Genomic DNA, 13729 nt, shown 5'->3' on the forward strand with positions numbered 1-13729 from the left:
GTCTCGTCGCCGCCCGGCGGCGCCGGCTCGCCCGATGCCGCGCCGGTCACTGGGTCCGGGGTGGCGGCAGCTTCTGCAGCTCGCGGCGCAGGGCCGCGATATCGATCTGCTTGCGCTCGATGCTGGCGCGCATCTCGGCGACGCGGTCGAGGTACTTCTGGAAGTTCTTCTCGTCGCCGCGACGCTCCGGCTGGCCGTCGTTGAATTCCTTCTGCAGCGCCGCCAGGCGCTGCTCCTCGGTCTTCAGTTCGCCTTCGAGAATGCGGCGCGCATCGCTGTCCCGGGCCCGTTGCGCCACCGGGTCGATGCGTGCGCCGGCCGGACTGGAGGCGGGCGCGACGGACGGCACGGCGGTTCCGGCTCTCGGCTTGACCGTCTGGATGATGGTGATCGGGGCGCCCTCGATCTTGCGGCAGCCCATCTTCTCGGCGTCCTTCGGCGAGATCGTGTTCTTGTAGTCGTTGCCCGGGCACCGGTACATCTCGCCGCCGCCTTCTGCCGCAGGCTGCGCAAGGGCGGCGCCGGCGCCCGCGCCCGTCACGAGCATGGCGATGGCTGAACAGAGGAAGGTGCGCTGACTCATGGCGTGGTCTCCAGGGCTCCTAACGCCCGGCCGGCCGACCGGGCTGACACCCGCGCCGATTGTCTCGCAGCCGCTGCAGACCCCGATGTCCGCTCTTCCCCACGAATGCACGAAAGCGAAGGGGACGACCCGAAGGCCGCCTCCCCCGAGCGGCACGGCTCGCCTACAGCGAGTAGTACATGTCGAACTCGACCGGGTGCGTCGTCATGCGGAACCGCGTCACTTCCTGCATCTTCAGCTCGATGTAGGCGTCGATGTAGGCGTCGGTGAAGACCCCGCCCTTGGTCAGGAAGGCCCGGCCCTTGTCGAGATATTCGAGGGCCTGCTCCAGGCTCGAGCAGACGGTCGGGATCTTCGCGTCTTCCTCGGGCGGCAGGTGGTAGAGGTCCTTGCTCGCGGCCTCGCCCGGGTGGATCTTGTTCTCGACGCCGTCGAGGCCGGCCATCAGAAGCGCCGTGAAGGCCAGGTAGGGGTTGGCCAGGGGATCCGGGAAGCGCGCCTCGATGCGCCGGCCCTTCGGGTTGGCGACGTACGGGATGCGGATCGAGGCCGAGCGGTTCTTGGCGCTGTAGGCGAGCTTGACCGGCGCCTCGAAGCCCGGGACCAGCCGCTTGTAGCTGTTGGTGCCGGGGTTGGTGATCGCGTTTAGCGCGCGGGCGTGCTTGATGATCCCGCCGATGTAGAAGAGCGCGAACTCCGAGAGGCCCGCGTAGCCGTCGCCGGCGAACAGGTTCTTGCCGTCCTTCCAGACCGATTGGTGCACGTGCATGCCCGAGCCGTTGTCGCCGACGATCGGCTTCGGCATGAAGGTCGCCGTCTTGCCGTAGCTGTGCGCGACGTTCTGGATCACGTATTTCTGCAGCTGCAGCCAGTCGGCGCGCTGCACCAGGGACGAGAACTTGGTGCCGATCTCCATCTGCGCCTGGGCGACTTCGTGGTGATGGACCTCGACCGGGATCCCCAGCGACTCCAGGATCAGGCACATCTCCGAGCGCATGTCCTGCATCGAGTCGATCGGCGGCGTCGGGAAGTAGCCGCCCTTGACCGTCGGCCGGTAGCCGGAGTTGCCGTGCTCGTACTCCTTGGCCGAGTTCCACGACGCCTCTTCCGATTCGATCTTGCAGAAGCAGCCCGACATGTCGACCTGCCAGCGGACGCTGTCGAAGATGAAGAACTCCGGCTCGGGGCCGAAGTAGGCGGCATCGCCCAGGCCCGAGGCCTTCATGTACGCCTCGGCGCGCTTGGCGAGCGAGCGCGGGTCGCGCTCGTAGGGCTTGCCGTCGCCGGGCTCGACGACGTCGCAGGTGAGGATGAGGGTCGGCTCCTCGAAGAACGGGTCGAGGTTGGCGGTGGCCGGGTCCGGCATCAGCTGCATGTCGGAGGCCTCGATCCCCTTCCAGCCGGCGATCGACGAGCCGTCGAAGGCGTGTCCGCCGGTGAACTTCTCCTCGTTGAAGGCCGATATCGGAACGGTGACATGCTGTTCCTTGCCTCTCGTGTCGGTGAAGCGGAAGTCGACGAACTTGACCTCGCTTTCCTTCACCATGTTCATCACGTCGGCCACGGTCTTGGCTGCCATCAGGTGCTCTCCAGGCAATTGCTTTCGGGTTTTGGGGTAAGCGACTCGGGGGACCGGCGTACAAATCGACGATCGAGCCCCAAAAATGCGCATCAAAATTTAGCAGAAACCATGCCAGTGACTTCTGGCGGAAGAGCCGCTTCGGTGCGCGATGATGCACCGTATTGACTCATCCACCCGAATTCAACGCACCAATTCCGGGCCGAGCTGTGCACCGTGTTCGCGCAGCCCGGCGAGCAGGCACTCGAAGGCCCGCCCGAGCAGGTTCGGCTCGCCCTTGACGCCGAGCTCGATGTGCCGGCCCCACTGGGGATGCTCGAGGGTCGGCAGGCTGAACACCTTCACGCCCGTGAAGCCGGCCTCGATGCTTTCCATGAGCGGCGTCAGCGTGGCTTCCATGGTGCCGAACACGATCACCGAGCGCTCGCGCGTCTGCCGCGGCGACTGCAACGTCCTGAAGTGGGTGTCGAGGACCCATTCGATCATCGGCCAGGCCATGACCGGGAACCCGGGGACGAAGAACACGCCGCCGGCGCCGCGCCGGACGGCGAAGCCGGCGATCTTGTTGAAGGGATTCGGGATGATCTCGGCGCCTTCCGGGAAGACCGCCATGTTGAGGCGATGCCGGTTGTCCTCGCGATCCGGCTCGAAGGGGAGTCCCTGCTCGCGCGCCATGTCGCGCATGCGCTCGAGGACGAGGTCGCGCGCTTCGGGATGAAGCTCGAGGGGCACGCCGAGCGCCGCCGCGGCGCACTGGCGGGTGTGGTCGTCGGGTGTGGCACCGATGCCGCCGCACGAGAACACGACATCGCCGCTGGCGAAGGCGTCCCGGAGGTCGGCGGTGATGCGGGCGCGGTCGTCGCCGACGTAGCGGGCCCAGGCGAGCGCCAGGCCGCGCGCCTCGAGCAGCTCGATGACCTTGGGCAGGTGCTTGTCGGCGCGCTTGCCGGAAAGGATCTCGTCGCCGACGATGATCAGGCCGAAGTTCATGTGACGAGTCCGTTCGATGTGCGGTGTGAAAGGGCGGGCGCCGCTGCCGGCGCCGGGACCGTGCGCTGGACGGCGACCGGCGTCCCCGCCGCCTCCGCCGCGCGCAGCCGCTCGAGCGCCGCCAGCAGGAAGTGCGCGAACCACAGCGAGGCGAAGGCGAAGACGAGCGTGTAGAGCCAGATCGACACCACGATGAGGAGCGGCGCGAGGACCAGCGCCAGCGCGCTGACCGCCCACAGCAGCGAGGGCGCGGCGCCGAGGGCGCCGGCGACGACCCCCATGCCCAGCAGTTCCCAGCGGCGCTCGCGCAGCAGCAGCATGCGCTCGTCGCGCTGCGCGAACTCGGCCAGGACGTCGAAGGCGAGGACGCGGCAGGTGAGCCAGCCCCAGATGAGCGGAGGCAGGACCAGGACCAGCGGCGGCACGAACCAGAGCGGGATGCTGACCACGAGAGCGACGAGCGCCACGATCGTGCAGCCCAGCGACCAGCCCATCCCAAGCAGGAAGTTCGCCGCGCCGCGGCGGCCGAGGCCGGGGAAGCGTCGCGCGGCGACGAGGCGGGCGAGCGCGGGCGTCATGAGCACCGCGACCACGAAGAGGGTGGCGAGGATGCACACAGGCACCGCCAGGGCAACGATGACGAGCGGTGCGACGACGCTGCGAAAGCCGGCGAGGCCGACGGAGTCGAGCCAGCCGAAGAGCGAGCCGAGCAGGCTCCAGCTCTCCAGCGATTCGCGGACCGCGACGACGGCCGGCTCCCAAAACCAGTAGCCGAGCGCGCCCGCGGCGCCGCCGACGACGACCAGCGGCGCGATCGACAGGAGGATGACCTTGGGATGAAGGCAGTAGGCGGCTGCCCGCCAGAAGGCATCGAGGATGTCGCGGGGGCCGCGCCGGGAGGTCACCGCCGGGATTCTCGCGCAGCCCCGTGCCAACTCGTAACGCTTTCCCTCTCGCACGCGCTCCGACGGCCCGCCGACGCACCCCACCGCTGCGGGGCGGCTGCCTAGAATTTAGGCATGTCCCTGCATTCGCCGAGCCTGCTCCTCGCCCTCGCGCTCACCCTGCTCGTCGCCGGCGCGGCTTCGGCGGGCATCAGCCTGCGCCAGAAGGTCCGGCGCGGCGCCTGGTGGTGGATTGCCAGCAACACCCTTCTCGTCGCGTCGCTCGGGCTGCACGCCTGGGGCGACGCGTTGGCCTTCGCCGTACCCCTGGCTGCGGTCTGCGCCCTTCAATGGCCGATCGTGACCCTGGCCGGCGTGCGCCACTTCTTCGCGCGCGGGCCGGCCCTGGTCCCGCCCTGGGCCGACTGGCTCGTGCTGGGCCTGGCCGCACTCGGGTCGGTCGGCGCATCGCTCGCGCCCGACCCGCTCCTGAGCCCCGAGCATGCGTTCGCGGCGAGCGCGATCGTCCTCACCCTCTACGTCGCCGGCGCGGTATCGCGCCTCGAGGACTTCTCGCGCACCTCGACCCTGAAGACGCTGCTGATCGCGCTCGTCGTCGCGGCGGCGGGGCAGGCGGTGTGGTTCTCGCTGTCTTCGACGCTTCTCCAGCCGCAGCTCGGCCCCGGCGCTCCCGCCGCGGGCGCCCTCCTCGCCCTGGCAGCGATGGCGCTGCTCATGACGCAGCTCTGCCTCGTGATGAACCATGAGCGCCACATCGCCCACCTGCGCGCCTCGCAGCGCAAGCTCCGCCATCTGGTCGACGTCGACGCGCTGACGCGGCTGCCGAACCGGCGCCACTTCCACGAGCTCGCCGACGCTGCCGTCAAGGCGGCGCCCGAAGCGGCGACCGTGCTGGTCTTCGACGTCGACCGCCTGAAGCGCATCAACGAGCTGCTCGGCCATGCCACCGGCGACGAGGCGCTGCGCCAGATCGGCACCGCGCTGCGCGAGACGCTGCGCCGCCGCGACGTGGCTGGCCGGCTCGGCGGCGACGAGTTCGCGGTGGTCCTGCCGCGCACCCGCGAGCTCGACGCGGCCAACGTCGTGCAGCGGCTGAACGCGCGCATCAACGACCGCCAGGTGGCGCCACGCATCGCCCGGGTGGCCCTCAATGTCGGCACGACCCAGATGCTGGCCGGCGAAACCGTCGCCGACGCCCTGCGCCGGGCCGAAGCCGCGCTCGAGCTGGCCCGCGACGCGGCCCGGCTGAACGCGGCGAAGACGGCAGAAGCGCTGGCCGAGTTCCAGCTGCCCGACCCGCAAGCCCCCGCCGCGACGGCGGCGGCGAGCCTGAACGCCCTGCCGGCCGGCGACGTCGTCTTCAGCGGCGCCCGTTGAGCGGCGCATCGAAGCGCGCCATGCGCACGATCGGCCAGCCCTCGTTGCGGGCCAGCGCCGCCAGGCGCTCGTCGGGGTCCACGGCCACCGGCCGGCCGACCGCACGCAGCAGATCGGCGTCATTGATCGAGTCGCTGTAGAAGAACGCGTCGGCGAGCACGCCCGCGTCCATGCCGCGTTCCTCGAGCCAGGCCCGCAGCCGCCTCACCTTGCCGTCGCGCATGTTGAGCACGCCGGTGTTGCGGCCGGTGAAGACCTCTCCTTGCGTCTCGAGCTCGGTCGCGATGAGGTGATCGATGCCGAGCGAGGCGGCGACCGGCTCGGCGAGGAAGCGATTCGTGGCCGTCGTCAGCATCAGGGTGTCGCCGCGCTGGCGGTGCTTGGCGACCAGCTCGCGCGCCTCGGCGCCCAGGCGCGGCTCGATCGAGGCAGCGACGAAACGCTCGCGCAGCGGCGACCAGGCCTCGGCGCTCCGGCCGGCGAGCGTCGAGGCGTAGAAGGCGCAGAACTCCGCCGCCGTGATGGCCGCGCTCGCGTAGCGCGCCGCGATATCGGCGTTGAGGTCGGCGAAACGGTCGCGCTCGAGCACGCCGGCCTCGATCAGGAACTCGCACCAGAGCTGGTCGGTGTCGCCCGACAGCAGCGTCCCGTCGAGGTCGAACAGCGCGAGGGGAGCGCTCACGGCGAGCGCAGGTGCCAGGCGCGGGGCCGGGTGAAGGCCTGGATGCCGTAGGTCGACAAGGTCACGCCGACGCCGGAATCGCCATGCCCCGACCACGGCAGGCGCGGGCTGACCCGGTCGCAGCAGTTCCAGTAGACGCTGCCGGCGTTGACGCGGCCGAGCAGCTTCGCGGCCCGCGCCTCGTCGCGCGTGTACATGCCGGCGGTCAGGCCGTAGCGGGTGTCGTTCATCAAGGCCAGGGCTTCCTCGTCGCCGCTCACCTTCTGGATGCCGATGACCGGACCGAAGCTTTCGTCGCGCATGACCGCCATCGAGTGGTCGACGTGGGTAAGCACGGTCGGCTCGAACCAGTGCCCGGCGCGCTCGATCCGCTTGCCGCCGGTGCGCAGCCTGGCGCCCTTGGCGACCGCGTCGGCCACCTGCGCCTCGAGCACCCCGAGCTGCGCCGGCCGAGTGATCGGCCCGATGTAGGTGTCGGGCTCGGTCGGATCGCCGACCTTGAACGCCGCGACCGTCGCGACGAAGCGCTCGACGAAGGCGTCGTGGATGCGCTCGTGGACGTAGATGCGCTCGACCGAGCAGCAGCTCTGGCCGGTGTTGTACATGGCGCCGTCGGCGAGCGACTCGGCGGCCGCCTGCGGATCGGCGTCCTCGGCGACGTAGGTCGGGTCCTTGCCGCCGAGCTCGAGCTGCAGGCGCACCATGCGCGGGCCCATCGCCGCGGCGATCTTCGCGCCGGTCGCCGCCGAGCCGGTGAAGAAGACGCCGTCCAGGCGCTGCTCGAGCAGTGCGGCGCCGACGTCGCCGGCGCCGATCAGGGTCGCGAACACCGCCTCGGGAACGCCCGCGCCGTGCAGCAGGCGGGCGATGTGCAGGCCGGTCAGCGCCGCGAACTCGGACGGCTTGTAGAGGACGGCGTTGCCGGTGAGCAGCGCCGGCACGAAGACGTTGCCGCCAACGAAGTACGGATAGTTCCAGGCCGATATGTTGGCGACGACGCCGAGCGGATCGTGGTCGATGCGCTCGGTCATGCCGGCGTCGGCGAGGACGGTCTCGGGCGCCGTCGCCGGCTCGACCTGGCCGAGGAAGAAGTCGATGCGGGCGAGGAAGCCGTTCAGCTCGTTGCGCGACTGCGCGAGCGGCTTGCCGACCTCGCGCGTCAGCGTCCCGGCGAGCGTCTCGAGCTCGGCGGCGACGGCAGCGCGGAAGCGCACGATCGCTGCCTTGCGCTCGGCCAGCGGGCACGCCGCCCAGGCGGGCTGGGCCTGGCGTGCCTGCGCCGCCTTGCGGGCGACGCTGGCCGCGTCGTCGGCGGGAATCGCGTCGATCGGCGAACCGTCGGCGGGGTTGCTGAGCTTGAGCGTGGAGGTCATGAAGCGCGGGCGGCGCGAGCCGCCTGGAGGAAGTCGTCGAGCAGCGGGCCGTCGTCGAGCGTGCCCTCGCCGCGGCGGTGGAATTCGGGGTGCCATTGCACGGCGGCCAGGTAGCCGGGGCCGGGCTGGCGGATCGCCTCGATCATGCCGTCGAGCGGGCAGCGCGCCTCGACCACGAAGCCGGGCGCCAGGTCCTTGATGCCTTGGTGGTGGACGCTGTTGACGGTGGCCGACCCCTTGCCGGCAAAGACCTCGGCGAGGCGCGTCCCCGGGAAGAACTCGACCTCGTGCAGGTTGCGGTCGTAGAGCCCGGCGTCGCGGTGCCGCACCTCTCCGGGCCGTTGCGTGTCGATGTCCTGCAACAGGGTGCCGCCGAAGGCGACGTTCATCAGCTGCAGGCCGCGGCAGACGCCGAGAACCGGCTTTCCGCGCGCGACGAAGGCCTGCAGGAGTGCCTTCTCGTACTCGTCGCGGACACGGTCGCCGCGCCAGCGCTCGTCGAGCGGCTCCTCGCCGTAGCTTCCCGGCCAGACGTCCGAGCCGCCTTCGAGCACCAGCGCGTCGAGCCAGACGGCGTAGTCGTCGAGGCCGACGTCGCCCTTCTGCGTGTCGCCGGCCGGGCTCGGGATCATGACGGCGATGGCACCGGTCGACATCACCCAGTGCGCGATCGACTGCTCGACGTACTGCAGCGTCTTGCCGGTGAAGATCGGCCGCTTCGGGTCGGCGTGGAAGAAGCAGGCGGAGATGCCGACCTTGACGCGCTCGCGGGCTCCGGTCGCCGTCATGACTACATCGCCTCCTCGAAGAGCCGTTCGAAGTCGGCGGCGGTGACCGGCTGCGGATTCGTCTGGTGGCAGATGTCGGCGGTGGCGATCTGGACCAGTCGTGGGATCGATTCGCGCTTGACCCCCGCGGCCGACAAGGACGGGGCGATTCCGATCGTCCGCTTCAGCTGCCGCAGCCAGTCGAGGAAGCCGGCCGCGCCGCCGCCGACGCCGACGGCGTGGGCCAGCTCCTCGAACTTGCGCCCGGCGGCCGGCACGTTCCAGGCGAGCACGGTGTCGATCATCAGGGCGTTGGCCAGGCCGTGGTGCAGGTCGCAGACGGTGCCGAGCGCGTGCGCGCACGAGTGCACTGCGCCGAGGTCTTTCTGGAACGCGATCGCGCCCATCATCGAGCTCATCATCATGTCGGCGCGTGCCGAGATGTTGCCCGGCTCGCGCACCGCCGCGACGAGCGCCCGCGAGGCGATTCGTGTGCCTTCGAGGGCGATGCCGTCGCAGAGCGGGTGGTAGGCCGGCGAGAGATAGCTCTCGACGTTGTGCGTCAGGGCGTCCATGCCGGTGGCGGCCGTCACCGCCGCCGGCAGGCCGACGGTCAGCAGGGGGTCGGCGAAGACGACGCGGGCCAGGATCCTGGCCGAGAAGATGACGCGCTTGACGTGGGTGTCCTCCTCGCTGATGACCGAGCTGCGACCGACCTCGCTGCCGGTGCCCGAGGTCGTCGGCAGGGCGACGAAGTACGGCGCGCTGTCGCCGATCGGCCGCACCTGCGGGTGGTCCCAGACGTACTCCATCACGTCGCCCGGATGCGTCGCCAGCACGCCGACCACCTTCGCGACGTCGAGCGCGGCGCCGCCGCCGATGCCGACGACGCAGTCGGCGCCGTGCGCCCGGTACGCCGCCGCGCCGGCCATCACCTGCGAGCCGGTCGGGTTGCCGAAAACGCCGCCGAAGACCGACGGCTCGAGGCCTGCAGCCGCGAGGTCCGCCTTCAGCTCGGCCAGCAGGGGCAAGGCGGCAAGCCCCCTGTCGGTGACGACGAGCGGCCGCTCCAAGCCGGTCTCGCGCAAGTGCGGGCCGACCAGCTTGCGGGCGCCCGGGCCGAAGTGGATGGTGGTCGGAAAGGCGAAGCGGGTGATGGTCATGGTGGGAGGGTTTTGATCTTCGATTGCGTTCGGGCCTTACTGCACGCGCAGCCAGCGCAGCTCGGGCACGTCGCTCGGCCACTGCACGACGCGCACCTTCTCCTTCATCGCCCAGGTCAGGGTGCGTCGGTACAGCGGCACCAGCGGCATCTCCTCCGCGACCAGGCGCAGCACGGTGGCGACCATGGCGCGGCGCCTTGTCGGGTCGGCCTCCACCCGCATCGCGTCGATGAGGACGTCGAGCTTCGGGTTGCTGTAGCGGCCGGCGTTGAAGGTGCCGAGCCCGGCCTTGTCCCAGGTGCGGACCAGGGCGTTCAGCGACGGCCAGGCGTCGAGCGTCGGGGTCCAGCCGAACTCGACCAGGCTGCCCGTGCCCTGGCTGAGCTTCGGGAAGAACTGGTTCGTCGGCGACGAACGCAGCGTCGTCCGGACGCCGACCTGCGTCAGCATCGCCGTCATCGCCTGGCACACCGCCTCGCGCCAGGCGACGTTGACGCAGTCGAGCACCACCGAGAAGCCGTTCGGGTAACCCGCCTCGGCGAGCAGCGCGCGCGATCGGGCCGGGTCGAAAGGGAGGCGCCGGTCGAGCTCGGCGGGCGAGCCGTCCACGCGCGGCGACAGGTACGCGCCGGTCGGCGTGGCGAGGCCGCGCAGCACCTTCTTCGCGATCAGGTCTACGTTGATCGCGTGGTAGACGGCGCGGCGGACGCGGATGTCCTTGAACGGGTTGCGACCCTTGACGTCGCTGTCGGCGAGCTCGTCGCGGGCCTGGTCGAAGGCCAGGTACTGCTCGCCGAGGTCGGGCGTCTGCGCCAGCGTCAGCGAGGGCTCCGACTTGAGCCGTTCTACGTCGGGGATCGGCGGGTCGAGCACCATGTCGGCCTCGCCGGAGATCAGCGCCGCGAGCCGGGTCGCATCGGAACGGATCGTCAGCCACACGACCTCGTCGACGTTGCCCGAGCGCTTGTCGTTCCAGCCCCACCAGCGCGGATTGCGGCGCAGCACGGTGCGGATGTCGGGCTCGTAGCGATCGAGCAGGTACGGGCCGGTGCCGTTGGCGTTGCGCACGGCGAAGGTTTCCTGCTTGCCGTTGAAGTCCTGCGCCAGCTCGACCTTGTTCTTCTCCGCCCAGGCCCGGCTCATCATCGGCAGGTTGATGAACTTGTCCGGCAGCACCGCATCCGGCGACTCGAGCGACACCTCCAGCGTCTGCTCGTCGACCTTCCTGGCGCCGAGCACGCCCTTCAGCTGGAACGAGCGCTGCGACGGCGGCGTCATCGCCCGCCTGATCGAGAACACCGCGTCGTCCACGGTGAACGGCGACCCGTCGTGAAAGACGACCCCCTGGCGCAGCGTGAAGCGCCAGGTCTTCGCGTCGATCGCCTGCCACGAGAGCGCGAGCCCCGGCTCGGGCCGGAACTGCTCGTCGCGGTTGAGCAGCGAGTCGTAGACCTGGAAGGCGATGCGCGAGTGATAGAGCAGCGCCAGCGCATGCGGGTCCATCGTCTGCGGATCGAACGCGGTGGCGATCTTCACGGTGACCGCAGGGACCGGAGTGCTGAGTGCACTCAGGACGAGAGCCATGAGCCAGACAAGAAGGCCCGTTCGGCTGGCGCGGGCCGCGAGCGCGGGGCGGCCGACTCCGCTCATGTCCTCCGGAACGCGGCGGCGCCGCGTTCCTCCCCCTTTACTTCGCTCCGTCGGCCACCCCACGCTCGCGGCCAGTCCGCCGTCCTCGGCGAGGAGTACCGGTGCAGGATCGGGAGGGTGGGGTGCTCTGCGCAGTGAAGTAAGGGAGGAGGCGACGGACGCAGTCCGTCGACGGGGGACATGAACGGAGCAGAGTACCCCGCCCTTCCGATCCCGCGAAAAGCCAAACCACATTCAGATGATCTCGAAATAGCGCTTCATTTCCCAGTCCGTGACGCCGTCGAGCCACTGCCGCCACTCCCAGTCGCGCGTCGCGGCGAAGTGCTCGACGAAGTCGCCGCCGAGCCAGTCGCGGGCGACCTCGGAGCGCTCGAAGATGCGCGTCGTCTCGATCAGCGTGCGCGGCGCGCGCGGGACATCCTCGCCGCCGAGGTTGGTGCCGGTGATCGGCGGGGCGGTGAGCTTGAGGCCTTTCTCGACGCCGTCGAGGCCGGCGGCGAGCACCGCCGCCATCGCCACGTAGGGGTTGACGTCGGAGCCGGGGCATCGCGTCTCGAGGCGGGTCGACTTCGGGCTGCCGGCGATGACGCGAAAGCTCGCCGTCCGGTTGTCCATGCCCCAGGTCGGCTTGACCGGCGCCCAGAAGCCGTCGACCAGCCGCTTGTAGCTGTTGATGGTCGGCCAGAACATCGGCGCGAACTCCATCAGGCAGGCGACCTGGCCGGCGAGGAAGCTCTCGAACAGCGCACTCATCTTCCGCGGCGACTTCTCGTCGTAGAAGAGGTTGGCCTTGCCGTCGGGGCCTTCCTTCAGGCTGGTGTGGATGTGGCCGCTGCAGCCCGGCAGCTTCGCGTTCCACTTGGCCATGAAGCTCGGCATCACGCCGAAGCGGGCGCCGATCTCCTTGGCGCCGGTCTTGAAGAGGATGGCGCGGTCGGCCTGCTCGAGCGCTTCGCTGAAGGCGATGGCGACCTCGTAGACGCCGGGGCCGGTCTCGGTGTGCAGGCCTTCGATCGGCACGTTGAAGGCGCGCATCTCGTCCATCAGCGCGTTGAGGTACTCGCGCCGGTGGTTCATGCGCAGCAGCGAGTAGCCGAACATGCCCGGCGTGATCGGCGTCGGGTCGACGCCCTGCTTCGCCGCCCAGGACTGCGGCGTCTCGGCGAAGTTGAACCACTCGAACTCCATGCCGCACATCGGCGAGAAGCCCATCTTCTCGGCCCGATTCAGCACCCGCTTGAGCGTCTGGCGCGGGCAGATCGGCGACGGCGAGTGGTCGGGCCTGACGAACTCGCCCAGGAAGAACGGCACGTTGCCGTCCCACGGCACGTTGCGCTGTGTCTTCAGGTCGATGCGCGCCAGGGCGTCGGGGAAGCCGTGCTGCCAGCCGGTGAGCACGGTGTTGTCGTAGGTCTGGTCGGTCATGTCCCAGCCGAGGACGACGTCGCAGAAGCCGAAGCCCCCGCCGGGCGAGGGCTCGCAGGCGCCCAGGAACTTGTCGAGCTGCAGGTACTTGCCGCGCAGCACGCCGTCGATGTCGCTGACCGCGACCTTGACCTTGGCGCTGCCGCTCTTGCGGACGGCCGTGAGCGCGGGATGTTCGGGGGTCGGGGTCGTCATGGTGTGATTGTCCGCTGCAGGGCGCCCCGGTCAGCGCAGGTTCGGCGTGCCGCGCGCGATGCCGAGGCCCTTCATCGCGTCGGCGACCGCGGCGACGGCGCCGCGCATCTCGTCCGGGCCGATCGCGCCGATGCAGCCGACGCGGAAGGTCTCGACCTCGGTGAGCTTGCCCGGGTAGAGGATGTAGCCACGGGCTCGCACGGCCTCGTAGAAGGCGCGGAACTCGTAGGCCGGATCGGCCGGCGCGTGAAAGGTGACGATGACCGGCGCCTGGATCGCTGCGTCCAGGAAGGGCACGAAGCCGAGCCCGGCCATGCCGTCGAGCAGCGCCTGGCAGTTGGCGCGGTAGCGGGCCAGGCGCGCCGGCTGGCCGCCCTCCTCCACGAACTGGCGCACCGCCTCGAGCAGCGCCGCCATCACATGCGTCGGCGGCGTGAAGCGCCACTGGCCCGTCCTCTCCATGTAGACATGCTGATCGTGCAGGTCCATCGCCAGCGAGTGCGAGCGGCCGGCGCAGGCGCCGATCAGATCCTGGCGAATGAAGACGAAGCCCATGCCGGGCACGCCCTCCAGGCACTTGCCGCTCGCCGCCACCAGGGCGTCGAAGCGGATCTCGCGGGCATCGATCGGCAGCGCGGCGAACGAGCTCATCGCGTCGACAACGAGGCCCTTGCCGCGCCGGGCGCAGACCTCGGCCACCTCGCGCAGCGGGTTCTGCACGCCGGTGCCGGTCTCGCAATGGATGAAGCCGACGTGCGTGATGGACGGGTCGGCGGCAAGCGCCGCGTCGAGCTCGCGAGGCGACACCGGAACGTCCTCGGCATGGCCGCGGATGGTCGTGCGCCGGCCCATCAGCGTCGCCAGCCGGCCCATGCGCTTGCAGTAGGCGCCGTTGTCGAGCACCAGGACGTGGCCGTCGCGGGGCACGATCGTCGCCACCGCCGCCTCCACCGCGAAGGTGCCGCTGCCCAGCAGCGGCACGACGACGTGCGAACCCACGCCAATCACGATGGCGAGGAGCTCGCGCCGCAGCTCCGCGG

At 70.2% G+C, this 13729-nt stretch carries 12 protein-coding genes; 1 reads left to right on the forward strand and 11 read right to left on the reverse strand.

Annotation, left to right across the window (positions count from 1 at the left end; translation table 11 throughout):
* Positions 1-46: 46 nt before the first annotated feature.
* The 4 genes from AC30N0_RS16020 to AC30N0_RS16035 form a co-directional block, all read right to left on the reverse strand.
* Positions 47-583 carry a hypothetical protein gene (locus tag AC30N0_RS16020; RefSeq protein WP_489518897.1) on the reverse strand — a complete coding sequence of 179 codons (537 nt, stop codon included), beginning with the start codon at positions 581-583 and terminating at the stop codon, positions 47-49.
* A 163-nt stretch (positions 584-746) separates the two neighbouring features.
* Positions 747-2162, reverse strand: coding sequence for a type I glutamate--ammonia ligase (glnA, locus tag AC30N0_RS16025; protein WP_489518898.1), 1416 nt, complete (start codon positions 2160-2162; stop codon positions 747-749).
* A gap of 183 nt (positions 2163-2345) precedes the next feature.
* On the reverse strand, positions 2346-3152 hold the full coding sequence (locus tag AC30N0_RS16030; protein WP_489518899.1) for a competence/damage-inducible protein A: 807 nt from the start codon (positions 3150-3152) through the stop codon (positions 2346-2348).
* The gene (locus AC30N0_RS16035) at positions 3149-4057 is read right to left on the reverse strand and encodes an EI24 domain-containing protein (protein WP_489518900.1); all 909 of its coding nucleotides are present in this window, start codon (positions 4055-4057) and stop codon (positions 3149-3151) included. Before AC30N0_RS16035 ends, AC30N0_RS16030 begins: the two co-directional genes overlap by 4 nt.
* A 114-nt stretch (positions 4058-4171) precedes the next feature.
* On the opposite strand from AC30N0_RS16035, the gene AC30N0_RS16040 reads away from it, so the two are divergent.
* A complete protein-coding gene (locus AC30N0_RS16040; protein WP_489518901.1) occupies positions 4172-5434 on the forward strand; it encodes a GGDEF domain-containing protein in 1263 nt (420 codons plus the stop codon).
* Here AC30N0_RS16040 and AC30N0_RS16045 read toward each other — a convergent pair.
* The 7 genes from AC30N0_RS16045 to AC30N0_RS16075 form a co-directional block, all read right to left on the reverse strand.
* Positions 5418-6116: an HAD family hydrolase gene (locus AC30N0_RS16045; protein ID WP_489518902.1), complete on the reverse strand. Its 699-nt coding sequence runs from the start codon at positions 6114-6116 to the stop codon at positions 5418-5420. The genes AC30N0_RS16040 and AC30N0_RS16045 overlap by 17 nt on opposite strands.
* A complete protein-coding gene (locus AC30N0_RS16050) occupies positions 6113-7489 on the reverse strand; it encodes an aldehyde dehydrogenase family protein (protein ID WP_489518903.1) in 1377 nt (458 codons plus the stop codon). Before AC30N0_RS16050 ends, AC30N0_RS16045 begins: the two co-directional genes overlap by 4 nt.
* Positions 7486-8277 (reverse strand): gamma-glutamyl-gamma-aminobutyrate hydrolase family protein, encoded by a 792-nt coding sequence (locus tag AC30N0_RS16055; RefSeq protein WP_489518904.1) that lies wholly within the window; start codon positions 8275-8277, stop codon positions 7486-7488. Before AC30N0_RS16055 ends, AC30N0_RS16050 begins: the two co-directional genes overlap by 4 nt.
* Before the next feature lie 2 nt (positions 8278-8279).
* Entirely contained in the window at positions 8280-9419 is a 1140-nt protein-coding gene (locus AC30N0_RS16060) for an iron-containing alcohol dehydrogenase (RefSeq protein WP_489518905.1), read from the reverse strand.
* A gap of 36 nt (positions 9420-9455) precedes the next feature.
* Positions 9456-10955 carry an ABC transporter substrate-binding protein gene (locus AC30N0_RS16065; protein ID WP_489518906.1) on the reverse strand — a complete coding sequence of 500 codons (1500 nt, stop codon included), beginning with the start codon at positions 10953-10955 and terminating at the stop codon, positions 9456-9458.
* A 348-nt stretch (positions 10956-11303) separates the two neighbouring features.
* Positions 11304-12689, reverse strand: a complete 1386-nt coding sequence (locus AC30N0_RS16070; protein ID WP_489518907.1) for a glutamine synthetase family protein — start codon at positions 12687-12689, stop codon at positions 11304-11306.
* A 30-nt stretch (positions 12690-12719) separates the two neighbouring features.
* The coding region (locus AC30N0_RS16075; protein WP_489518908.1) for a 2-aminoethylphosphonate--pyruvate transaminase at positions 12720-13729 on the reverse strand (1010 nt) is incomplete at its 5' end.

The sequence above is a fragment of the Rhizobacter sp. genome (genome assembly GCF_031412495.1).
GTDB lineage: Bacteria > Pseudomonadota > Gammaproteobacteria > Burkholderiales > Burkholderiaceae_C > Schlegelella_A.

What these genes read in the sequence shown, in the direction of transcription:
- AC30N0_RS16020 (WP_489518897.1), bottom strand. Translation starts at nt 583, where the DNA reads ATGAGTCAGCGCACCTTCCTCTGTTCAGCCATCGCCATGCTCGTGACG.
- glnA (WP_489518898.1), bottom strand. Translation starts at nt 2,162, where the DNA reads ATGGCAGCCAAGACCGTGGCCGACGTGATGAACATGGTGAAGGAAAGC.
- AC30N0_RS16030 (WP_489518899.1), bottom strand. Translation starts at nt 3,152, where the DNA reads ATGAACTTCGGCCTGATCATCGTCGGCGACGAGATCCTTTCCGGCAAG.
- AC30N0_RS16040 (WP_489518901.1), top strand. Translation starts at nt 4,172, where the DNA reads ATGTCCCTGCATTCGCCGAGCCTGCTCCTCGCCCTCGCGCTCACCCTG.
- AC30N0_RS16050 (WP_489518903.1), bottom strand. Translation starts at nt 7,489, where the DNA reads ATGACCTCCACGCTCAAGCTCAGCAACCCCGCCGACGGTTCGCCGATC.
- AC30N0_RS16055 (WP_489518904.1), bottom strand. Translation starts at nt 8,277, where the DNA reads ATGACGGCGACCGGAGCCCGCGAGCGCGTCAAGGTCGGCATCTCCGCC.
- AC30N0_RS16060 (WP_489518905.1), bottom strand. Translation starts at nt 9,419, where the DNA reads ATGACCATCACCCGCTTCGCCTTTCCGACCACCATCCACTTCGGCCCG.
- AC30N0_RS16070 (WP_489518907.1), bottom strand. Translation starts at nt 12,689, where the DNA reads ATGACGACCCCGACCCCCGAACATCCCGCGCTCACGGCCGTCCGCAAG.